18 protein-coding genes are annotated in these 23,358 nt (G+C 33.3%); 11 read left to right on the top strand and 7 right to left on the bottom strand.

Features of this window, described 5'->3' with window-relative positions; genetic code table 11:
• Window positions 1–4 precede the first annotated feature (4 nt).
• Complete coding sequence (locus OLM52_RS11025) at window positions 5–652, top strand: PorT family protein (protein WP_264548564.1); 648 nt, start codon at window positions 5–7, stop codon at window positions 650–652.
• A gap of 32 nt (window positions 653–684) precedes the next feature.
• Here the strand turns inward: OLM52_RS11025 and gltX are convergent, their stop codons facing one another.
• Window positions 685–2,181 carry a glutamate--tRNA ligase gene (gltX, locus tag OLM52_RS11020; RefSeq protein ID WP_264548563.1) on the bottom strand — a complete coding sequence of 499 codons (1,497 nt, stop codon included), beginning with the start codon at window positions 2,179–2,181 and terminating at the stop codon, window positions 685–687.
• A 176-nt stretch (window positions 2,182–2,357) separates the two neighbouring features.
• On the opposite strand from gltX, the gene OLM52_RS11015 reads away from it, so the two are divergent.
• The 6 genes from OLM52_RS11015 (at window position 2,358) to OLM52_RS10990 (ending at window position 12,137) form a co-directional block, all read left to right on the top strand.
• Complete coding sequence (locus OLM52_RS11015; RefSeq protein WP_264548562.1) at window positions 2,358–5,687, top strand: DUF4175 family protein; 3,330 nt, start codon at window positions 2,358–2,360, stop codon at window positions 5,685–5,687.
• Window positions 5,680–6,099, top strand: coding sequence for an rRNA maturation RNase YbeY (gene ybeY / locus OLM52_RS11010; protein WP_264548561.1), 420 nt, complete (start codon window positions 5,680–5,682; stop codon window positions 6,097–6,099). Before OLM52_RS11015 ends, ybeY begins: the two co-directional genes overlap by 8 nt.
• 54 nt (window positions 6,100–6,153) lie before the next feature.
• Entirely contained in the window at window positions 6,154–8,025 is a 1,872-nt protein-coding gene (mnmG, locus tag OLM52_RS11005; protein ID WP_264548560.1) for a tRNA uridine-5-carboxymethylaminomethyl(34) synthesis enzyme MnmG, read from the top strand.
• A 104-nt stretch (window positions 8,026–8,129) separates the two neighbouring features.
• Window positions 8,130–8,978 (top strand): class I SAM-dependent methyltransferase, encoded by an 849-nt coding sequence (locus OLM52_RS11000; RefSeq protein ID WP_264548559.1) that lies wholly within the window; start codon window positions 8,130–8,132, stop codon window positions 8,976–8,978.
• A gap of 236 nt (window positions 8,979–9,214) precedes the next feature.
• Window positions 9,215–9,784 (top strand): OmpH family outer membrane protein, encoded by a 570-nt coding sequence (locus tag OLM52_RS10995; RefSeq protein ID WP_264548558.1) that lies wholly within the window; start codon window positions 9,215–9,217, stop codon window positions 9,782–9,784.
• Window positions 9,785–9,860: 76 nt separating this feature from the next.
• Complete coding sequence (locus OLM52_RS10990; RefSeq protein WP_264548557.1) at window positions 9,861–12,137, top strand: helix-turn-helix domain-containing protein; 2,277 nt, start codon at window positions 9,861–9,863, stop codon at window positions 12,135–12,137.
• Here OLM52_RS10990 and OLM52_RS10985 read toward each other — a convergent pair.
• Both OLM52_RS10985 and OLM52_RS10980 read right to left on the bottom strand, forming a co-directional pair.
• Window positions 12,134–12,523, bottom strand: coding sequence for a DoxX family membrane protein (locus tag OLM52_RS10985; RefSeq protein WP_264548556.1), 390 nt, complete (start codon window positions 12,521–12,523; stop codon window positions 12,134–12,136). The two genes, OLM52_RS10990 and OLM52_RS10985, sit on opposite strands and share 4 nt — an antisense overlap.
• 2 nt (window positions 12,524–12,525) lie before the next feature.
• Window positions 12,526–13,677: an ATP-binding protein gene (locus OLM52_RS10980; RefSeq protein ID WP_264548555.1), complete on the bottom strand. Its 1,152-nt coding sequence runs from the start codon at window positions 13,675–13,677 to the stop codon at window positions 12,526–12,528.
• A 157-nt stretch (window positions 13,678–13,834) separates the two neighbouring features.
• On the opposite strand from OLM52_RS10980, the gene OLM52_RS10975 reads away from it, so the two are divergent.
• The 4 genes from OLM52_RS10975 to OLM52_RS10960 all read left to right on the top strand — a co-directional run bounded on the left by OLM52_RS10975 (window position 13,835) and on the right by OLM52_RS10960 (window position 18,090).
• Entirely contained in the window at window positions 13,835–15,022 is a 1,188-nt protein-coding gene (locus tag OLM52_RS10975; protein WP_264548554.1) for a phosphoglycerate kinase, read from the top strand.
• A gap of 66 nt (window positions 15,023–15,088) precedes the next feature.
• Entirely contained in the window at window positions 15,089–16,612 is a 1,524-nt protein-coding gene (locus tag OLM52_RS10970) for a lytic transglycosylase domain-containing protein (RefSeq protein ID WP_264548553.1), read from the top strand.
• Between the two features lie 13 nt (window positions 16,613–16,625).
• The gene (locus OLM52_RS10965; protein WP_264548552.1) at window positions 16,626–17,606 is read left to right on the top strand and encodes a DUF4837 family protein; all 981 of its coding nucleotides are present in this window, start codon (window positions 16,626–16,628) and stop codon (window positions 17,604–17,606) included.
• 37 nt (window positions 17,607–17,643) lie between these two features.
• A complete protein-coding gene (locus OLM52_RS10960; protein WP_264548551.1) occupies window positions 17,644–18,090 on the top strand; it encodes a GNAT family N-acetyltransferase in 447 nt (148 codons plus the stop codon).
• On the opposite strand, the gene OLM52_RS10955 is transcribed toward OLM52_RS10960, so the two are convergent.
• The 4 genes from OLM52_RS10955 to OLM52_RS10940 all read right to left on the bottom strand — a co-directional run bounded on the left by OLM52_RS10955 (window position 18,091) and on the right by OLM52_RS10940 (window position 23,208).
• Window positions 18,091–18,936, bottom strand: a complete 846-nt coding sequence (locus OLM52_RS10955) for an OmpA family protein (RefSeq protein ID WP_264548550.1) — start codon at window positions 18,934–18,936, stop codon at window positions 18,091–18,093. It lies immediately after the preceding gene.
• A 1-nt stretch (window position 18,937) separates the two neighbouring features.
• A complete protein-coding gene (locus OLM52_RS10950) occupies window positions 18,938–20,572 on the bottom strand; it encodes a S41 family peptidase (protein ID WP_264548549.1) in 1,635 nt (544 codons plus the stop codon).
• Window positions 20,573–20,645: 73 nt separating this feature from the next.
• On the bottom strand, window positions 20,646–21,017 hold the full coding sequence (gene rnpA / locus OLM52_RS10945) for a ribonuclease P protein component (RefSeq protein WP_262317329.1): 372 nt from the start codon (window positions 21,015–21,017) through the stop codon (window positions 20,646–20,648).
• 67 nt (window positions 21,018–21,084) lie between these two features.
• Window positions 21,085–23,208: an elongation factor G gene (locus OLM52_RS10940; RefSeq protein WP_264548548.1), complete on the bottom strand. Its 2,124-nt coding sequence runs from the start codon at window positions 23,206–23,208 to the stop codon at window positions 21,085–21,087.
• Window positions 23,209–23,358 lie beyond the last annotated feature (150 nt).

The raw sequence follows: 23,358 nt of genomic DNA, 5'->3' as shown, positions 1-23,358 counted from the left end.
ATAAATGAAGAAATTAGTTGTTATATTCTTAATGATTTCTAGTGTTGTAATCGCACAACGCGGTAATAAAGACAGTAACCGAATAGGAATTGGTGCGGGTTTAACCCAATTAAATATTTATACGGATAATTTTACCATAACTCCAGAAAGTGGTTGGATTGGTGGTTTAAGTGTTAGAGGAAATTATTATAACAACTGGCAAATGAGTTTTGGGATGTTTTTTACCGATAGTAATTTCTCGATTCCAACACAAAAAGGATTGTTACAGACACAAACAAATTTTAAAATGTCGGCGGTTCAAATTTATATTGTTCCAAGTTATGTGGCAATTGAAGACCATTTGAATTTAGAATTTGGTCCAGTTTTACAAGTCAACGGAAAACTAGGACTTGATAAAGACGACGAAACCAATTTATTGTTAGACCAACCCGGTTTAATGGCCAAAGACATTGTAGATGTTTCAAAAATCAACGCTAATTTCTACGTTGGAATCAACGGCGGAATCAAAAATGTAAGGGCAAGAATTGGCTATCAATATGGAGTAACCAACTTCTTCGGAAACCTTAAAAACAATGACAACGTAAAATTACTTGGCGAAAAAATGAAAGGAAATATTGGTTTGATTAGTGGTCAGATTACGATTTATCTTTAATAAAAAAGCCCTGAATTATCAGGGCTTTTCTTTTATAAACTAGCAATCGCTTTTTCTATTCTTTTTACTGTTTCTTCTTTTCCTATCATTTCGATAATGTCGAATAAATGTGGGCCTTTTAGTGCGCCTACTAAACTCAATCGTAACGGTTGCATTACTTTCCCCATTCCAATTTCGTTAGCTGTCATCCATTCTTTTAACAACGTTTCGATAGTAACTGAAGTAAAATCTTCAATCTTGTTTAATTCCGAAATTACTTGATGCATTAAACCTGGTGTTTCCTCTTTCCAGTTTTTAGCTGCTTTTTCGTCGTAAGTTGTTGGCGCTTCAAAGAAATAATCGGCTAAATCCCAAAATTCATTTACAAAATGCGCTCTTTCTTTTATTAAAGAAACAACTTTTGTTAAATCAAGAGAAGTTGAGATTCCTTTTTTATCTAAAATAGTTTTAAAGCTTTCTGCTAAACTCGCATCACTTTGCTTTTGTAAATACTGATGATTGAACCATTTGTTTTTCTCAGGGTCAAACTTCGCTCCTGCTTTGTGAATTCGGTTCAAATCAAATTTTTCTACCAATTCTTCTAAGGAGAAAATCTCTTGTTCGGTACCGTCATTCCAACCTAATAAAGCTAAAAAGTTGATCACCGCTTCAGGGAAAAATCCGTTTTCTCTATAACCTGATGAAACACCTTCATCCGTTTTCCATTCTAAAGGAAATACTGGGAATCCCATTTTATCGCCATCACGTTTTGATAATTTTCCGTTTCCAATTGGTTTTAAAATCAATGGTAAATGTGCAAATTCTGGTGCGTTCCAACCAAAAGCTTTGTATAATAAAACATGCAATGGCATCGATGGCAACCATTCTTCACCACGAATCACATGCGAAGTTTCCATTAAATGGTCATCCACAATATTTGCTAAATGATAGGTTGGCATTCCATCCGATTTGAATAATACTTTATCGTCTAATAAATTCGTATCAAATTTAATATCGCCACGAATGATGTCTTTTAATTCTAAAATTTCATTCACAGGTGTTTTAAAACGGATGACATAGTGTTCTCCATTTGCAATTCGTTCCGCCACTTTTTCACGTGAAACCGTCAACGAGTTATCCAATTGTTCTCTAACCGAATGATTGTAAATAAACGTGTTTCCATTTGCTTCTGCTTCTTTTCGCATTAGATCTAAACTATCTGCCGTATCAAAAGCATAATACGCCCAACCTGAATTAATCAATTGGTCCGCATATTGTTGGTACATCGCTTTACGTTCGCTTTGACGATAAGGTCCAAATTTTTCGTTTTTCCCTACGGTTTCTTCTGGTGCAATTCCTAACCATTCTAAAGCTTCAAAAATATAGGCTTCTGCTCCTGGAACAAAACGGGTTTGATCGGTATCTTCAATACGTAAATAGAAAGTACCACCATGTTTTTTGGCAAATAAATAATTGAATAAAGCGGTACGAACACCACCAATATGCAAAGGTCCTGTTGGACTTGGTGCAAATCTTACTCTTACTGACATTTCATTAAATTTTGTGCAAAGATACGATTACAATTTAGAAGTAAGAATTTAGTATTTAGAAATTCTTATGGTTATTAACAATCCTATTCTACAAATGTTAAGTTTCACTAAAAACCTATTGACTAATCACACAAGATGTTGTATTTTTATCGGTTATAAACAGTATATCAACAATTTTGGAAGCAAAAGGCATCATTTTCGATAAACTCGAAGCGTTTATTAAAAAGTTTTACACCAACGAACTGATAAAAGGGGTTATTCTTTTCATCGGATTAGGCTTGTTGTATTTTATTTTTACCTTATTGATCGAATACTTTTTGTGGTTATCCACATCCGGAAGAACCATTTTGTTCTGGTTGTTTGTTGGTGTTGAATCGTTTTTATTGTTTCGATTCATTGCTTTTCCGCTGTTTAAATTATTTAAATTACAACAAGGAATCAATTACGAACAAGCCTCCCGAATCATTGGAAATCACTTTTCAGAAGTACAAGATAAATTGTTGAACTTTCTACAATTAGCGAATCAAAACCAAAATTCTGAATTATTAGCAGCGTCTATCGAACAAAAAGCAGCTTCTTTGCAACCCATTCCTTTTTCAAACGCGGTGAATTTTGCTAAAAATAAAAAGTTATTACCTTATGCAATTCTACCTATTTTATTATTGATTTTGTTTTTCGTGACTGGAAATTCTGCTGTGATTTCCAATAGTTTTGATCGTGTTGTGCACTTTCAAACTAAATATGCTCCTCCTGCACCATTTGAATTTGTAGTATTGAATAAATCATTAACAGCACAACAGAATTCCGATTTTGTGTTACAAGTCAAAACTCAGGGAAAAGTGATGCCTGAAAATATTGCCATTCAAATTGGTGACGAAGAATATTTTTTACAAAGCACAAAACCTGGTGTTTTCGAATATACTTTTTCTAAATTGTCTAAAGATGTCGATTTTTCACTTCAAGCGAATGGTTTAAATTCAAAAGAGTATCAGATTAAAGTCGTGGATGTACCAACGATTGCCAACTTCGAAATGGTGTTACAATACCCTTCTTATTTAGGTAAAAAATCGGAAGTGATTCAAGGAACTGGCAACGCCGTTGTTCCAGAGGGAACTGTTGTCAATTGGAGAATTAACGCTTTAGCGACTGATAAAGTTAGTTTTAAAACGAACAATCAAGTGAGTGTTTTTGCATCTAAAGAGAATAATTTTTCACTTTCAAGAAGAATTATGGACAATTTGAGTTACGAAGTAATTACATCGAATAGAAACATTAATGAGTTTGAAAAATTGTCGTATCAAATCGCAACTATTAAAGATCAATTTCCTACAATTTCTGTTCAAATTGCCCCAGATTCATTAAAGTTAAAATCCAAAATGATGATTGGTCAAGTTGCCGATGATCATGGTTTATCGAAGTTACAAGTTATTTTTTATCCAAAAGGAAATCCTTCTGCAATACGAAAAGCGAATTTAGCAATCAATAAGCAAGCGGTGGATCAGTTTATTTATTCGTTTCCTAATGGTTTATCGATTGAAGAAGGTGTAAATTATGAATATTACTTTGAAGTGTTTGATAATGATTTAGTTAACAACTATAAAAGCACAAAATCTTCTGTTTTTCTTCATTATGAATTGACTGAAGATCAAAAAGAAGACAAACAGCTGCAAGAGCAGAATGAAAATATTAATAGTTTAGAAAAATCGCTTCAAAATCAAGAAAAACAAATTTCTGAATTGGATAAATTACAAAAAATAAATAAAGAAAAATCTACTTTAGATTTCAAAGACCAAAAGAAAGTAGAAGATTTTATCAATCGTCAAAAACAACAAGACGAAATGATGAAAGAATTTACAAAAAAGTTATCTGAGAATTTAGAAGAGTTCAATCCAAAATCACTAGATAAGGAAAAAGAAGAATTGCTAAGAAGATTAGAAGAAGCTGAAAAGCAATCTGAAAAAAACGAAAAGTTGTTAAAGGAATTGGAAGAACTTTCCAAGAAACTAGAAAAGGAAGAACTTTTTGATAAAGCGGATAAATTGAAACAAAATGCAAAAAATCAAAAGCAGAATTTAGAACAGCTAGTTGAGTTAACTAAACGTTTTTATGTTGAAAAAAAAGCAGAACAAATCGCAGATAAATTAGATAAGCTTTCGGAAAAACAAGATAAACTTTCTGAAGATGCTAAAGAAAACACAAAAAAAAACCAGGATGAAATCAATAAAGAATTTGAGGACATTCAAAAGGAACTTCAAGAATTAGACAAAGAAAATCAAGATTTAAAAGCTCCTATGGACATTCCTAATGACAAAAACGAACAGGAAGATGTTAAAGAAGATTTAGAGAAAGCCACAGATGAATTGCAAAAACAAAACCAACAGAAAGCCAAACCTAAGCAAAAATCCGCTGCTTCAAAAATGAAACAAATGGGTAAAAAGATGGCTGCTTCTATGGCTGCTGGTGAAATGGATCAAATGCAAGAAGACGCAAAAGTACTTCGTCAAATTTTAGATAATTTATTGGCTTTTTCATTTGACGAAGAAAAATTAATTAAAACTACTAATGCTACTCAAACTCGTTCTTTGGAGTTGAACAAAGTGCTAAAAAAACAACAAGATTTGAAGTTACAGTTCAAACATGTAGATGACAGTTTGTTTGCAGTTTCCTTGCGAAATCCTAAAATATCAGAAACTATTTTAAAAGAAATAGGTGAGATCCACTATAATTTAGATAAGAGTTTAGAAACATTAGCTGATAACAACATTGCGAAAGGAGTTTCACACCAACAATATGTTTTAACTTCTGCTAACCGTCTAGCTGATTTTTTGAGCAATGTGCAAAGCCAAATGAGTATGGAAGCACAAGGACAAGGTCAAGGAAAACCATCGCCAGGAAAAGGTCAAGGGAAAGGAATGCAATTGCCAGATATTATAAAAAAACAAGATGGTTTGGGTGAGAAAATGAAAGAAGGCATGAAGCCTGGGGATAAGCCTGGAGACAAACCAGGTGACAAACCAGGTGAAGGAAAGCAACAAGGTAAAGAAGGTAAAGGTCAATCTGGTGAAGGAAATCAAGAAGGCGAAAATGGTTCGGAAGGTAATGCTGGAAAAGTTTTAGAAATTCTTAAAGAACAAAGACAATTACGTGATGCACTTCAAAAAGCCTTAGAAAAAGAAGGAATGTCTAATCAAGGTATGAATGCTTTAAATCAAATGAAAGAGATTGAAAAGCAACTAATCAACAAAGGTTTTAAAAACGAAACACTTCAAAAGATGTTAAATTTAAAACATGAACTTTTAAAATTAGAAAACGCTATTCAACAACAAGGTGAAGACACAAAGCGTCAGTCAAAAGCTAATGAAAAAAACTATAACGGTTCTTCTACTCCACTTTCTAAGGAAGTAAAAGAATATCTAAATAGTGTTGAAATATTAAATAGACAAAGCTTACCTTTGCAACCCAATTTTAACCAGAAGGTTCAAAACTATTTTAAAAGCAATGATTAGTTTTAATTACGAAACAGATTTCAAACTCGATAATGAAGCCCAATATGAAGATTGGATTTCTCGTATAATTGAATCCGAAGGATTTGATGAAGGCGAAATCAATTATATCTTTTGTGATGACGATTACTTACATAAAATTAATGTAGAATATTTAGATCATGATACATTAACAGACATCATCAGTTTTGATTACACGGTAGGAAATGTATTACAAGGCGATATTTTCGTTTCTGTAGAACGAGTTAAGGATAATGCGAATGATTTTAACGTTCCTTTTGATGATGAACTAAAACGTGTATTGTCGCACGGTGTCTTGCACTATTGTGGATACAAAGATAAGTCACCTAAAGATGAAGCTTTGATGCGTTCTAAAGAAGAAGAAAAAATGCAAATGTTTCACGTGGAACATTAAGCGTATAAACTAAAGTTTTTTAAATGTTTCACGTGGAACATAATATTTATAAAGATGTTTTTAAATCAATATGATGTAATTGTTGTGGGTGCTGGTCACGCCGGTTGTGAAGCTGCTGCCGCTGCTGCCAATATGGGGTGCTCTACCCTTTTGGTGACAATGAATCTTCAAAACATTGCGCAGATGTCGTGTAATCCTGCTATGGGTGGAATTGCAAAAGGACAAATTGTGCGTGAAATCGATGCGTTAGGCGGATATTCCGGAATTGTTTCAGACAAGACAGCGATTCAATTCAAGATGTTGAATAAATCAAAAGGTCCTGCGATGTGGTCGCCAAGAGTGCAATCTGACAGAATGCGTTTTTCGGATGAGTGGAGAACGATGTTGGAGAATACACCTAACTTGGATTTCTATCAAGAAATGGTGGCTGGAATTATAGCTGAGAACGGAAAGATTGTTGGAGTCAAAACTTCGCTTGGAGTTGAAATTAAAGCAAAGTCAGTTGTGTTGACAAACGGGACTTTTTTGAACGGTTTGATTCATATTGGTGACAAACAATTCGGTGGTGGCCGTGCAGGTGAAAGTGCTTCTTTTGGAATTACAGAAGATTTAGTGAAACTTGGTTTTGAATCAGGAAGAATGAAAACCGGAACGCCTCCACGTGTTGATGGCCGTTCTTTGGATTTTTCTAAAATGACTGAACAGCCTGGTGATGAAGTTCCAGAGAAATTCTCGTATTCTAATTTAACCGCCCCATTAAAAACACAACGTTCTTGTTGGATGTCTTATACTTCATTAGAAGTGCATGATATTTTACGTGAAGGTTTTGATCGTAGTCCAATGTTTAACGGAAGAATAAAAAGTCTTGGCCCAAGATATTGTCCTTCGATTGAAGATAAGATTAACCGTTTTGCAGATAAAGAACGTCACCAGCTTTTTGTTGAACCTGAAGGTTGGACAACATGTGAATATTACATCAACGGATTTTCAACTTCATTACCAGAAGATGTTCAGTTTAAAGCATTGCGTTCCGTAACTGGATTTGAGCATGTGAAATTTTTCAGACCTGGTTATGCTATTGAATACGATTACTTCCCTCCTACACAATTGCAACACACTTTAGAAACTAAATTAGTAGAAGGTTTGTATTTTGCAGGACAAATTAATGGAACCACAGGTTATGAAGAAGCGGCTTCTCAAGGATTAATGGCAGGAATAAATGCAGCGTTAAAAGTGCAAAATAGAGAGCCATTTATATTAAAAAGAGATGAGGCTTACATCGGTGTTCTTATCGACGATTTGATTACAAAAGGCACAGAAGAACCCTATCGAATGTTTACTTCTCGTGCTGAATACAGAACATTATTGCGTCAAGATAATGCTGATTTTAGATTAACACCTAAAGCATTTGAAATTGGTTTAGCGAAAGAAGACCGTTTGATTCGTATGGAACAAAAATTTTCACAATCGGATGCGATGGTGAATTTCTTTAAAGAAACAAGTTTAAAACCTGAAGAAGCAAATCCAATTTTGGAAGCTAAAGGTTCTGCTCCAATGAGTCAACCCGATAAAATGTTTAAAGTCTTTTCTCGTCCGCAATTGGATTTGGAAGATTTTAGAAAGTTTAAAAAAGTAGCTGCTTACATTGAAGAACATGATTTGGATCGCGAAGTTGTTGAACAAGCCGAAATTCAAGTAAAATATTCTGGTTACATCGAAAAGGAAAAAAACAATGCGGATAAGTTGACTCGTTTAGAAGATATGATTATTCCAGATAATTTTAATTTCGATAAAATTCAATCGATTTCAATTGAGGCCAAACAAAAATTAAATAAAATACGACCTCGAACTATCGCACAAGCTTCTCGTATTAGCGGAGTTTCACCGAGTGATATTTCGGTGTTGTTAATATACATGGGAAGATAAGAAAGTATTCAGTGTTCAGTTTTTAGTATTCAGTAAAAAATGTTTCACGTGAAACAACGCTGCTAACCCTATTAAAATAACCCTTTCGCATAAAAATAAAATAAATGAATTTTTTAGAAGATAAAAGTTTTATTACCGTTAAAGATTTTTCAGTTTCCGGAGAATCTTTTTCCTTGTTGTTAAATGAAGAATACCAACTCTTAAAAACACATCCGCAACCTACTTTGGATAAACTAGGTTCATATTATGAATTTGAAGATTATATTTCGCACACGGATGGAAAACGGACGTTGTTTGAAAAAATGTATCATTTCGTAAAAAGAAATGCTATTCGTAAAAAAGTGAGTTTAATTCATTCGTACCAACCTCTAAAGGGAAGAATTTTAGATATTGGTGCTGGAACAGGTGATTTTCTTTTAGAAGCAAAAAATCAAAATTGGGAAATTCTTGGGATTGAACCTAACGATAAAGCAAAAGGAATTGCTTTAGGTAAAGGAATTAAGTTTGGGGATACGATTGAAAAACTAGAAAGCAATTCATTTGATGTGATAACGATGTGGCATGTTTTAGAACATGTTCCAGATGTCGAACATCAAGTAGCTGAATTGAAACGATTATTAAAACCTTCAGGAACAATTATCATTGCGGTTCCAAATTTCAAATCGTACGATGCAAAACATTACGGAGCATTTTGGGCCGCTTATGATGTGCCAAGACATTTGTGGCATTTTTCAAAAACAGCTATCGAAAAATTATTCGACAAACAAAACATGAACCTAGAAGATGTTAAACCAATGTGGTTTGATAGTTTTTATGTTTCACTTTTATCTGAAAAATACAAAACAGGAAAAATGAATTTTGTTTCTGGGTTTTTTATAGGTTTGATTTCAAATCTTTCTGGATTGTTCAAAAAAGAGTTTTCTTCGCATATTTATGTGCTAAAAAACAAGTAAAAATCATTTTAAAGCGTTTTAAAGTGTTTTTTTACTGTTTGTGAAGGAATTTATTACCTTTTTTTAAAGGATTTACCACAATTGATTTAATGAAGTCGTTTTTTATAGTTTATGATTATAGAAATCTTAAAATTACATAAAAAATTCTTATAGTTTAAAAATAAATAAAAAAGCAACAAATTTGCTACTTACCAACTTATTATTACTTTTACAAAAATTATTAATTATTTACAAAAATGAAAAAAGCCATTTTAATTTTAGGAGTTGCATTAAGCATATTAGCTTGTAACAAATCTGAAACATCTGCAAAAGAATTCAAAACTGCATATATAGACACTGCTAAATTGTTGGAAGAAAATGTACAAGCTCAAGAAATGAAAGACAGATATAATGTTAAATCTGAAGAAATGGGTAGAGAATTGCAAGCAGAAGCAAAAAATTTTCAAACAGATTTTGAATTAGCTAGAGCGCAAGCTCAAGTAAAAGGACCAGCATGGGCTCAAGCTAAAGGTGAAGAAATGCAAAGAAGAGAGGAACAATTAAATATAAAACAGCAAGCTTTAGTAAGACAGATTCAAGAAGAAAGCGGAAAAGAAATGGATAGTTTGGTAAAAGATATTAAAGAATTTATCAGTGATTATGCAAAGAAAAATGATTATGACTATGTATACGATAGTCCGGGTGTTATTTATGCTAAAGAATCTAATGACATTACTAAAGAAGTAACAAAGTTGTTAAATGATAAATATAAGTCATCTTCAAAAAAAGACGATAAAGTAGCCACTAAAGAAGAAGATAAAAAATAGTTGAAAGTCCTGAGAAATCAGGACTTTTTTATTTCTAATTGTTTCTATATATTTGTATTTCAAATTTATAAGCCACATGGAACCATTATCAGCCGCAGCCACTTACACCCTTAGATTTATTAATCAAACCAATAAATCCATTTTTCTTACCGGAAAAGCAGGAACCGGAAAAACCACTCTTTTAAAAGAAATTATTGCCACAACACATAAAAATACAGTTGTTGTAGCACCTACCGGAATTGCTGCTTTGAATGCAAATGGCGTTACAATTCATTCGATGTTTCAATTGCCCTTTGCCGCTTTCATCCCTGATAACAAACAACTTCCACACTTTTCTGACACTGTAAAATTTGAAAATCGCGATTCGTTAGGTCGCCATTTCAAGATGAACAACGTGAAACGTTCTGTAATCCGAAATATGGAATTGTTGGTAATCGACGAAGTTTCTATGCTCCGTGCCGATGTACTGGATGCCATGGATTTTATGATGCGAAAAGTCAGAAGAAACGAAAGACCTTTCGGCGGAGTTCAAGTTTTATTTATAGGAGATTTACTACAATTACCGCCAGTGGTAAAAAATGAAGAATGGGAAATGCTAAAGAATTATTATCGAGGCATGTTCTTTTTTCATTCCCATATCATCCAACAATATCCGCCGTTGTATATTGAGTTGGATAAAATTTTTCGTCAAACCGATGCCGAATTTATTGATGTTTTAAACAATTTACGTCACAATAAAATCACTTCCGAAGACGTCAAGATTCTAAATCAATTTGTACAACCCGATTTTGATCTCAAGAAAAATAAAGGATTCATCATTTTAACTACTCACAATTCCAAAGCGGATACCATAAACGCAAAGTCTTTACAAGATCTTGAAGGCAAGCAATTCACCTATTTACCTGAAATTACAGGCGATTTTCCAGAGAAAATATTTCCATTAGACGAAAAATTACAACTTAAAGTTGGTTCGCAAGTCATGTTTGTTAAAAATGATTTGAATTTCGAAAAGCAATATTATAACGGAAAAATGGGTGTCATTAAATCATTAACCGAAAAAGAAATTTTTGTTCACTTTCCAGAAGAAAATAAAACCATAGAAGTAGAACGTTATGAATGGCAAAACATTCGTTATAAGATCAATGAAAATACCAAAGAAATTGAAGAAGATGTAATTGGAACATTTGTCCACTACCCTATCAAGTTAGCATGGGCAATTACAGTACATAAAAGTCAAGGGTTAACATTTGACAAAGCAGCGCTTGATGTATCGCAAGTTTTTGCACCTGGACAAGCCTATGTGGCTTTATCGCGTTTGCGTTCGTTAAAAGGGCTTATTTTGCTTTCTCCGTTACGAATGAATGGCATTTCAAGTGATGAGGAAGTACTCAATTATGCCGAAAATAAAGCTTCCGAAGAAATCTTACAACATTCATTAGCTAAAGAAACATTGATTTTTTGGTTGAATACACTACTTAATTCATTTGATTTCAAAGAATTAGGTCAAGAATGGCGCAATCATTTGTTCAGTTATAATTCTGAAGCACCAAAATCGCCTAAAACCAAACACAACGATTGGGCAAAAACCCAACAAGAAAAAATAGCCGAAATTTTAGAACCTTCCGGAAAATTTCTATCGCAATTACAGAAAATTTTCTACGATGAAAATTTGGATGTTAATTTTGTAAAAGAACGATGTGATGCAGCTTATCAATACTTTTTTAAAACATTAGATACTGTAGCCGAAGAATTATTATTAAAAATTGAAGAAGTAAAACGCATCAAAAAAGTAAAAACGTTTTATGATGAATTATTGGCTTTAGAAGAACTTCAAATTAAAGCGATTTTACAACTTAAAAAAGCGAAATTACTTACGAATATCATTGTAGAAGGTAAAGAAATTACGAAAGAAAATTTAGTTTCTGAAGAAATTAGTACATACAAAATCAATAAGTTAGTGGTTGTGGCAGAACGTTTTAGAACTTCGCATGCCGCTTTGGTGGAAGACGACGAAGATGTTTCGTATTACACCGATTCGAAAAAGAAAAAAACAAAAGAACCAAAGAAATCCACCATTGAAGATACTTTGGAATTGTGGAAACAAAACCTATCAATTTACGAAATTGCAAAACAGCGAAAACTCACACCACAAACCATCTACAACCATTTTACCAAGTTGATTCAAATGGAAATCGTGCAACTTTCAGACATTTTACCAGAAGATAAAATTTCCGATTTAAAAGCGGCTTTTAAAGATTTTAAAGGCGAAAGTTTAGGCGAATTAAAAGAAATTCACGGCGATACATTCACTTGGGACGAATTGCGTTTGTATAAAGCAAGTATAACAAATTAACTCAACCAGTTTACCAACATTACAGCTGGAATAAAGTAAATTACAATAGTTCTTGCACCATCATAATCTTTTGCTAATCGTTGTCCAAACAAAAGAAATAATAAAGTAACACAAGATAAAATGGCGCCATAAAAGCCTAAACCTTTTATCACCACATCTTGCATGATGTTTTGAATAATACCCGAAACACATAAAACACCCGAAACAATTTCTAAAAGCAATACAATTCCTAAAGCAAAAGGAACTTGTTTCGCTAAAACGGTGTTGGCAAAATGTCCATTTAACCATTCGACATTACCTTTCCAGTCTTTCATTTTATCATATCCAGATTGTAAAAAAGTAATTGCTAAAAAAGCCAAAACTAATAGTGGAGCTACTTGTGTCATAATTATGCGTTTTTGTGGATTAATCGAGTTAATTTTATAGATAAATCGGTTAAGATGATCTTGCTATTTCCATTGCGTTCGATATGATAAATAGCGTCTTCTAATTCTTTGTAAATATCTGTAATATTTGCACCATTTACAAACGGAGCAAATTTTTCTAATTCAAATTTTGGCACTTTTGTTTCTAAAAACACTAAATCATTTGCTTTGTAATTCAGCAATAAAGCTTGTCTAAAAAAGTGAATGCAGTAATGTAAAAATTGTTTTTGGGTTTCTCTTCCAGTGGATGCAATGTTTTCGCTCCAAGCAATTAAATCGTTAATGGCTGCGGCATTTCCTTTTGCTCTAAAAGCACTTCTCACCCATTCTACAAACCATTCGTCAAAAGGAAATTCATCATCCTCTTTTCTTAAAATATGTAATGCTTTGTTATAATTTCCTTCACTTTGATGCGCGATTTTTTTAGCAACAGTTGGCTCACAATTTTCACGTGAAACGAAAGCTTCAGCAATTACACTTTCGCTCAAACCTATAAAATCAATCACTTGACAGCGCGATAAAATCGTTTGCAACATATCGCTCGTGCTTTCTGTAATTAAAATAAAAACGGTTTTGGCAGGTGGTTCTTCTAATAACTTCAATAATTTATTTGCCGAAGGGCCATTCATTTTATCGGCCATCCAAATAATCATTACTTTGTAACCACCTTCATAAGCTTTTAATGATAATTTTTTATTGATTTCAGTAGCTTCATCAACACCAATTAACCCTTGTTTGTTCTGAATTCCGAGATTTTTCAACCAATCGAACAAACTTCCATACGGAGATTCGGTTAAAAATTGGCGCCATTCTATCATGAAATGATCACTAACGGCATGGCTTTTTATGCTATCTGTAGTTGCAACTGGAAAAACAAAATGTAAATCGGGATGCGAAAAATGTTCAAATTTAAGATTGCAAGCAGCATTTTCTCCTATGTTTTCACCACCTTCATTGCCACACAAAATATATTGTGCATACGCAATCGCCATAGGAAGTGTGCCACAACCTTCGGGACCAACAAACAATTGTGCATGCGGAATTCTGCCCGCTTCAGCACTTTTTGTAAGGTGATTTTTAATATGATCTTGACCTAAAATATCTTTAAAAAGCATGCAACAAACCTAAACAAATTTTACCAAAATTGATAGAAAAGAAAGCAAAAAATCAAAACAAGAAAGTTTTAAAAATTTACTAAATATGATATTTGTTATAAAGATTTAAAATACAATAATTTATATTTGCAATCATTCGAATCAAAATAAACTAAAAATGAAAACACTAAACGACTTCAATTTCAACAACAAAAAAGCAATTATTAGAGTAGACTTTAATGTGCCTTTAGATGAAAATTTTAAAGTAACAGATGCCACTCGTATCGAGGCTGCAAAGCCAACAATTGACAAAATTTTGAAAGATGGAGGAAGTGTTATTTTGATGAGTCACTTGGGAAGACCAAAAGGCGTTGAAGCTAAATATTCGTTACAACATATTGTGTCTAAAACAGAAGAAATTTTAGGACAAAAAGTACAATTTGCTACTGATTGTATTGGAGAAGTAGCAGAAAATGCTGCAAAAAACCTACAACCCGGCGAAATTTTATTATTAGAAAACTTACGTTTTTATGCTGAAGAAGAAAAAGGAGATGTGGAATTTTCAAAAAAATTAGCTTCTTTAGGTGATATTTATGTAAACGATGCATTTGGAACCGCTCACAGAGCACACGCTTCAACTACCATCATTGCACAATTTTTTAACGAAGCAAAATGCTTTGGATATTTGTTAGCAAAAGAAATCGAAAGTATCGAAAAAGTATTAAAAAACTCTGAAAAACCAGTAGTTGCAATTTTAGGAGGAAGTAAAGTTTCTTCTAAAATTACAGTGATTGAAAACATTTTAGACAAAGTAAATCACATGATTATTGGTGGTGGAATGACTTTTACATTCGTGAAAGCATTAGGTGGAAAAATTGGAGATTCAATTTGTGAAGATGATAAATTAGAATTGGCTATCGAAATTTTAAAACAAGCCAAAGAAAAAGGTGTTCAAATTCATATTCCTGTTGACGTAGTTGCTGCAGATGCTTTTTCAAACGATGCCAATACTCAGATTGTTGATGTAAATCACATTCCTGATGGTTGGCAAGGTTTAGATGCTGGACCAAAATCCTTAGCCATTTTTAAACAAATAATTTTAGATTCAAAAACCATTTTGTGGAACGGTCCACTAGGCGTTTTTGAAATGGAAAACTTTGCAAAAGGAACTATTTCTTTAGGAGAGTTTATAGCAGAATCTACTGAAAAAGGAGCGTTTTCGTTAGTTGGTGGTGGTGATAGTGTTGCAGCAGTTAAACAATTTGGCTTAGAGCCGAAGATGAGTTACGTTTCTACGGGTGGTGGAGCGATGTTAGAAATGTTAGAAGGAAGAACATTACCAGGAATTGCCGCTATTTTAGAATAATTACACAATAAAAACCTGATAATTAAGTTATTAGTTTTTAATGCGCCCCAAAAAACAAAAACAAGAATGAAAAAATTAATTTTTATATCACTATTGGTCTCGTCAGTTGGTTTTGCTCAAGAAAGTTTAGAGCAAAATACATTGACATTACCAAAACTATCGTATTTAGATTCACTAAAAAACACGTTTATCAATCATTCAACTAGCAATTGTATTGACGAAAGATGGATGGCAGAATTGACCAATACAGAATTGTCTGAAGATATGTTTTCAGATATTTCAAATCTTAATATTGATTCAGAAGTTAGCTATGATTTATCTTTGGAGGTCTTGAAAAAACGACTCGCAAAAATGGACGCTAAATCGCCTTTTAATATTGAATATAATCCAGCGTTAGAAAACACAATTAAGTCTTTTTTAAAAAACAGAACCAAAGCTTTTGAGCGATTAATGGCGGTTTCTGAATATTATTTTCCAATGTTTGAAGAGCATTTAGCAAAATATAATATTCCAATGGAGTTAAAATATTTAGCGATTGTAGAATCAGCTTTAAACCCTAAAGCAAAATCAAGAGTTGGTGCTTCTGGACTTTGGCAATTTATGTATCCAACGGGAAAGCAATATAATTTAGAAGTAAATTCATACGTTGATGAACGCCACGATCCATTAAAAGCAACAGAAGCTGCTTGCCAATATTTATCACATTTATATGAAATTTTTGGCGATTGGAGTTTGGTTTTAGCTTCTTACAATGCTGGACCTGGAAACGTTTCAAAAGCGATTCGTCGTTCAGGTGGAAGCCAAAATTATTGGAATATTCGCAAATTTCTTCCACGTGAAACAGCCAATTATGTACCTGCTTTTTTAGCAACGATGTATATTTACGAATTCAAAAAAGAACACGGAATTCTTCCAAAAAAAGCCACATTAACGTATTTTGAAACAGATACCATTATGGTGAAAAAGCAAATGTCGTTTAAGCATATTTCGGAATTATTGGATATTCCTGTGGAACAAATAGAATTTTTAAATCCGATTTATAAATTAAAAGTAATTCCGTTTGAAGAAGATAAAGCGCATTATCTACGTTTACCAAAAAATAAGATGGGACTTTTTGTTTCAAACGAAGAAAAAGTGTATGCCTATTTGAATCATTTGGAAACATTCAAAGAGAAATCATATACAGATGTTGTTGTGGCTAGCCATAAAGATTCAATAAGCACTTCATCTGAGGAAAACAGACCAAAATTTGAACGAAAATTACAATATCATACGATTAAAAGTGGTGAAAGTCTCGGAAAAATAGCAGATAAATACAATGTTTCAATAAGTAATTTAAAATCTTGGAATAATATCAAAGGCACTACAATTCATTCAGGTAAAAAATTAAAAATTTATTCCAATAAAAAAACAGTAATTAAATCTGAAGCTAAATCCAATAATGACGGGACATACACCGTAAAAAATGGCGATTCATTATTTTCGATTTCTAAACAATTTCCTGGAGTTTCTATTGATGATTTAAAAAAATGGAACGATATTAGCAGTGATAATATTCAGCCAGGAATGAAATTAAAAATTAACGGATAAATTATATTTTCCAATGAAGCAATTAGCAATTCTATCTTTTATTACGCTATCTCTTTTCTCATGTAAAGAAAATAAAGAGGATGCACAAGCCGTTTTATCTGAATCAAACGGAAAAATTAACAACGTTTCAATTATAATTGATGACAATTTATGGAATGGTGAAATTGGCGATAGTATTAGAAAAAAATTCGCAGCACCAGTTGATGGATTGCCTCAAGAAGAGCCACTGTTTACTTTAAATCAGTATCCGACTAAAGTTTTTGAAGGGTTTGTTAGAAAAAGTCGCAACATCATTGTCGTAAAAAAAGATACCAAAACCGGTTTTTCATCGAACAACAACTTGTATGCAAAACCTCAAAATGTATTCCTTGTTTCGGGAAAAACAACCGAAGAGATTTTAACTGTTTTAGAAGAAAAATCAGCTGAAATTATTAAAAACATTAAAGCTTCTGATATTGTTGAAAATCAAGTTCGAATGAGAAAATCATTGGTTTCTGACGACAAAATCCAAAAAATGTTTGGAGTAAGCTTAGAAATAGGATTCGGATTCAAATATGACATGGTGAAAGATAATTTCATTTGGCTTAGAAAAGAGTTTTCATCAGGATATAACAGTATTTTAATTTATGAAGTTCCAATTGAAAAAGTAGAAAAAGACAACAATATTATTGCCAATATTATTACAATGCGAGATGAAATTGGAAAAGCAAATATTCACGGAACATTACAAAATACATGGATGATTACCGAAGCAGCTTATGCTCCTTATTTGTTTGATGTAACCGTTGCAGGTAAAAAAACCTATTTAACAAAAGGAACTTGGGAATTGAAAAACGATTTCATGGCCGGACCTTTTGTAAATTATGCCATTAAAGATACTAAAAACAACCGTTATTTAATTTTAGAAGGATTTACTTATAATCCGTCTAAGTCGAAACGAGATTTGGTTTTTGAATTGGAAGCCATTATTCAATCGGTTAAATTTTTAAAATAATATAAAGTTCCCTTCATTGGGAACTTCTTTTTTTATCATGGAAATAACATTCGAAATAAAGCGATTTAACGAACTTTCTATAACCGAACTATATTCTTTACTGCAACTTCGCTCAGAAGTGTTTGTAGTGGAGCAAAATTGCGTTTATCAAGACATTGATGGTAAAGACGAGAAAGCAATTCACGTTTTAGGGTATTACAACGGCGATTTGGCTGCATATTCTCGTTTATTCAACAAAGGCTATTATTTTGATGAAGCATCAATTGGACGAGTTGTGGTGAGCCCAAAATACCGTGTTAAAAAATTTGGTCACAATTTAATGCAAGTTTCTATTGAAGCAATAAAAGAAAATTTCAATGAAACAGCTATCACGATTTCTGCACAAGAATATCTAAAAAAATTCTACGAATCACACGGATTTATTCAAACCAGCGAAATGTATTTGGAGGATGATATTCCGCATATTCAGATGAAAAAAAAATAATTATTTTTTCTTAGCAGGAGGTTCATTTTTGGTAATCAAAAGCTCCACTCTTCTGTCTAAAGCACTTCCTTGTTTTAACGATTGTGTGTTGCCATAACCCTTAAAAGTCATTCGGGTTTTGCTAATTTGTTTCATTAATAAGTAGTTGTAAACACGCTTGGCCCTGTTGGTAGAAAGTTCGCGTTTTTTGGTATCTCTATCAACGGCTTCTTTTTGAAAAGTTGGTGTACAACAAACATGTCCTTGAATTTCAAAATGAATGTTTTTGTTCTTTTGCAGTTGAATGGCAATTTTATCCAATTCTTTTTTGGCTTGATAAGTTAATTTACTACTTCCGCGTTCAAAAAGCACCTTGTCTAGGTAAATTCTATCGCCAACAATTACATCTTTTCTAACCGAACTATAAACCCCAGGAATTTTTAAATCTTCAATTACGATGGGTTTAAAATTTACCACTACATCTACTCTTCGGTTTTTGGAGCGCGCTTCTGGAATATTGGTTTGCATATCTTCGTCGAGCATGATTCTACCTTTACCTTCCAGCGTAATGATAATTTTACTTTTAATGCCTCGTTCTACCAATTTGTCTTTAACTGTATTGGCTCGATTTGTCGATAAAATGTAATTGTATTCATCTTTTCCTCTATCGTCGCAATAGCCAAAAATTTGAACTGAAGCAATGCGAGAAGTATCTATTTTGCTCACAAACGCCACTACTGCATCAGCTTGTTCGTTTTTTAAATTGTATTTATCAAATTCAAAAAATATCGAGTGTACTTCTTCTTCCTCTTGTCCGAAAGAAAAACAAGAAAAAGCTACAAATAGTATAGAAAGAAAGCGATTCATTTTATTTTTTTAAAATAGATTTATACTGTGATGTATTGTTTAAAAGCGCAATTGCTTTTTCGATTTCGGTATTGTTTTTCGTATAAAAAGTATACAACCCTTCGCGATATTGATAACGAATAATTAATTCTTCTTGCAATAATTTCTTAATTTGGTTTTTGTTTTTGTCCAACGCTAAATCTTGGTTTCTTTCTAAAGCCAATTCCAATTGTTTATATTCGGCTGCTATTTCGGTGTCAATTTTCTCCTTTTTAGCGCTTTCCAACACGTTTTTTAGTGCCTGATTGGTTTCGGTGTCTAAACTGATTTTTTCTTGTTTTAAATAGGTTTTAAAGTTTGCAAAATCAGCATCAGAAACAGAAGGAATTCCGGTTTGTGTCGGATTTTTGTAATACAATTGCGTTGCAAAATTAAAAACAGCGTCTTTTTTTACCACCGCATCAGTAATATTGGCTGTTTTAGATTCTTCAATTTCTACATCTGGCAACACGCCTCCACCATCATAAACAGTTCTTCCGGCTTTAGTTTTAAACGAATTGAATTCGGTTTGATTTTTCTTAATCGCTTTTCCGTTTTCGTCTTTTTTAGAATAATCTAAGGCTTGAATACATCTTCCAGAAGGAGTATAATATCTTGAAATAGTAACTTTAACTTGAGTTCCATATGATAAATCCAAAGGTCTTTGTACCAATCCTTTTCCAAAACTTCTACTACCAAGAACAACTCCTCTATCTAAATCCTGAATTGCACCTGCCACAATTTCAGAAGCCGAAGCACTTTTTCCATCTACAATAACAGCCAATGGAATTTCTAAATCGATAGGTTCATTTTTAGTTTTATACACATGATTGTGTTTCGGGTTTTTAGATTTTGTGGTTACAATAAGTTCGTCTTTAGCCACAAATAAGTTGCAAATATTTACAGCTTCGTGCAATAAACCACCTGGATTTCCTCTTAAATCTAATATGATTTTGGTAGCTCCTTGTTTTTTTAAGTCTAGTAAAGCTGCTTTTGTTTCTGAACTTGCTTTTTCGGTAAATTTTGACAAAACAATATAGCCTACATTATCTTTTAATAGCGCATAAAAAGGAACGGCTTTGATTTCAACTTCATCTAAAATAATTGTGGCTGTTTGTGATTTTCCTTGTCGAATGTATTGCACAACAACAGCTGTGTTTTTTGCTCCTTTTAGCAATTGCGAAGCGTCTTCGGTGTATTCTTTTAAGTTAACATCGCCAATTTGCGTAATTTCATCACCGGCTTTTAAACCCGCTTTATCCGCTGGAAATCCTTTGTAAATTTCTTTTAAATATACTTTCCCGTCTTTGCGTTGTACCATAGCACCAATTCCGGTGTATTCGCCCGTATTGTTAATTTTGAACTTTAAAACGTCTTGTTCGTTAAAAAAAACGGTATATGGATCCAATTCTTTCAACATGCCTTTTATGGCAACATCCATCATTTCACCTGGATTGGTTTCATCTACATAGTTTTGATTCACCGTTTTGAAAACACCAGTAAAAATTTCGATTTGTTTGGCAATTTCAAAAAAATCGTTTTTAAAACTCACTCCGATAAAAAGAAAAGTTAAAGTGACAACGGGGATAATTATTTTTCTTTTGAAATAAGGCTTCATGGATTGACGTGTTGATTGATACTATTTTACGAAAGTAAATAATATTGAGCAAAAATTAAACCATTGTGGTGATTTACTTTTTAATTTCGTTGAATTTTTGAAAAAGTTGGATAGTTTTTTCCTCAATTTCTTGATACGAAAGTCGTTCTTTGGTTTGATAGAAAAACATAAAAGCATACGGTTTTTCTAAATTATCAATCAAAAGATGCTTGTTTAAACGATACGTTTCGCGTAAAACACGTTTGAAATAATTTCGGTCTACTGCTTTTTTGAAATATTTTTTTGATACCGAAACTCCCATTTTCATTAGTTCGGCATTGGGTTCTTTGTTCTCAACATATACCAAACGCAGCGGGAATTTCGAAACCGAATTTCCTTCTGAAAAAAGCAAATCGATAGTGGTTTTGCTTTTTAATTTTTCTTTTTTGGGATATGTGAATTGCATAGCGCAAAGGTATAAAAAAAGCCTCTTCAAATAATGAAGAAGCTTTTTCTATCGCAAAATTCATTTTTTACACTTCAGAAAGCGACGCATTGCTTATAACTAAATTTTCCTGAATGTGTGGAGGAACTAATTGATAATTACTAAATTCTAATTTGAATTTTGCTTTTCCTTGTGTTAACGAACGAAGGGAAGAACCATAATCTTTTAGCTCGGCTAAAGGTACTTCTGCTATTATTTTTTGATAATGTCCGTCGGTTTCCATGCCTTGAATGATGGCTCTTCGGGTTTGTAAATCGCCCATAACATCACCAGTGTGATTATCTTCGCACAATACTTCTAAATGATAAAAGGGTTCTAAAAGTTGTGGTTTTGCTTCGTTAAAAGCCATTCGAAATGCATGTGAAGCCGCTAATTGAAACGAAATATCATTGCTGTCAACAGCGTGCATTTTTCCATCATAAATGCAAACCCGTATGTTTTGACAATTGGAACCGGTCAACGGACCTTCGGTCATTTCATGCATGATGCCTTTTTTGATGGCAGTTGCATAACGATTATCAATGGCGCCACCCACAATACACCAATAGAACGCAAATTTTCCGCCCCAAGGCAATTCTTCGATTTCTTTATTACGAATGTTTACACCTTGTGGTTCGGGCATATCGTCAAAATAAGGCTCAATGGTTATATGTACTTCTCCAAATTGCCCCGAACCACCACTCTGTTTTTTATGACGGTATTCAGCTTTTGCAGCTTTGGTTATGGTTTCGCGATACGGTACTTTTGGTTCTTCAAACAGCATTTCGATGTTGTTTTCGTTTTCAATGCGGTGTTTGATTAAATCCAAATGCAATTGCCCTTGTCCTTGAATAATAGTTTGTTTTAGTTCGGCAGATTGTTCCACTTTTAAGGTTAAATCTTCTTCCTGAATTTGGTGCAACGCTTTAATCATTTTTTCCATATCGGCAAGATTAGCGGTCGAAACGGCTTTTCTGATGCGGCTGTCTGGAAATTGCATTTTTCTGATTTTTCGGTCTACACCTTTCGCGTTAAGCGTATTATTTGAATGCCCAAATTTTAAACGAACCGTTGCTCCTAAATCGCCAGCAACTAATTTTTCCACTGCGGTTCGTTGTTTTCCTTCGGTTACAAAAATTTGAGTTAGGCGTTCGATTTCACCATTGTCGGCATTCACTAATTCATCACCAGCGTTCAATTCGCCCGAAAGTACTTTGAGATAGGAAACCATTCCCACTTGAGGTTCAGAAAGTGTTTTGTAAATAAAAATGGTGGTTTTATCAGAAACATCGCATTTTAATTCAGCGCCATTTTCAAGTTTTTTAGCAGGTCTGTCGGCTGGAGAAGGCGCAATATCATCAATAAATCCCATGATTCTTCCACTTCCCATATCTTTCAATCCTGAAGCACAAAAAACAGGATAAATTTGTTGATGTGCCAAGGCAACGGTTAATCCTTTTGCCAATTCTTCTTCGTCTAAATTGCCTTTATCAAAGTATTTTTCCATTAAACCTTCTTCGTTTTCTGCCGCAGCTTCTACTAAAGCGTTATGAAGTGCATTTGCTTTTTCTAATTCTGCAGTTGGAATAGGCATTTTTTCTGGTTTACCGCCATTTTCTGGGAAAACATACATCGTCATGCGAAGGACATCAATAATGCTATTGAATTTTTCGCCCGAATTGTACGGATATTGTATCGGAATTACTTTGTTTCCAAAACGATTTTTGGCTTGTTCTAAAGTGGTGTCATAATCCGCTTTTGGGTGATCCATTTGATTGATGACAAATAGGGCAGGAGTTTGATAATCTTGCACATATTCCCAAACGATTTCGGTGCCAACTTCTACACCCGAAGCTGCGTTTAAAAGAATTAAAGCCGTGTCTGAAACTTTTAAAGACGAAACCACTTCGCCTATAAAATCATCAAAACCAGGTGTGTCAATAATATTTATTTTGTTGTTGTGCCATTTGGCATGCATTAAATGGCTGTAAATGGTGTTTTCGCGTTCACGTTCCAAGTCGGTAAAATCAGAAATGGTGTTGTGTGCTTCTACCGAACCACGACGCGGAATGATACCGCTTTCAAACAACATGGTCTCGATGAATGTGGTTTTCCCTGAACCTGAATGCCCAAGAAATACCACGTTTCTAATGTCTTTGGTTGCAATGCTCATACTATTGTTTTTTAAAATTGCGTACTAATTTTTGAATTGCGTTTTAAGCACATTAAAATTACGACATTCTAAAAACGTGAATTATGATATTTATCAGGTAGGTAGTCTATCAGAAAGCATCACACAAAAAAAGCGACCCTAAAGTCGCTT

Origin of the sequence: Flavobacterium sp. N2820 (genome assembly GCF_025947285.1) — a bacterium.
In the GTDB taxonomy this organism is placed as follows: Bacteria; Bacteroidota; Bacteroidia; order Flavobacteriales; family Flavobacteriaceae; genus Flavobacterium.
This window is presented reverse-complemented; position numbering and strand designations above follow the sequence as displayed.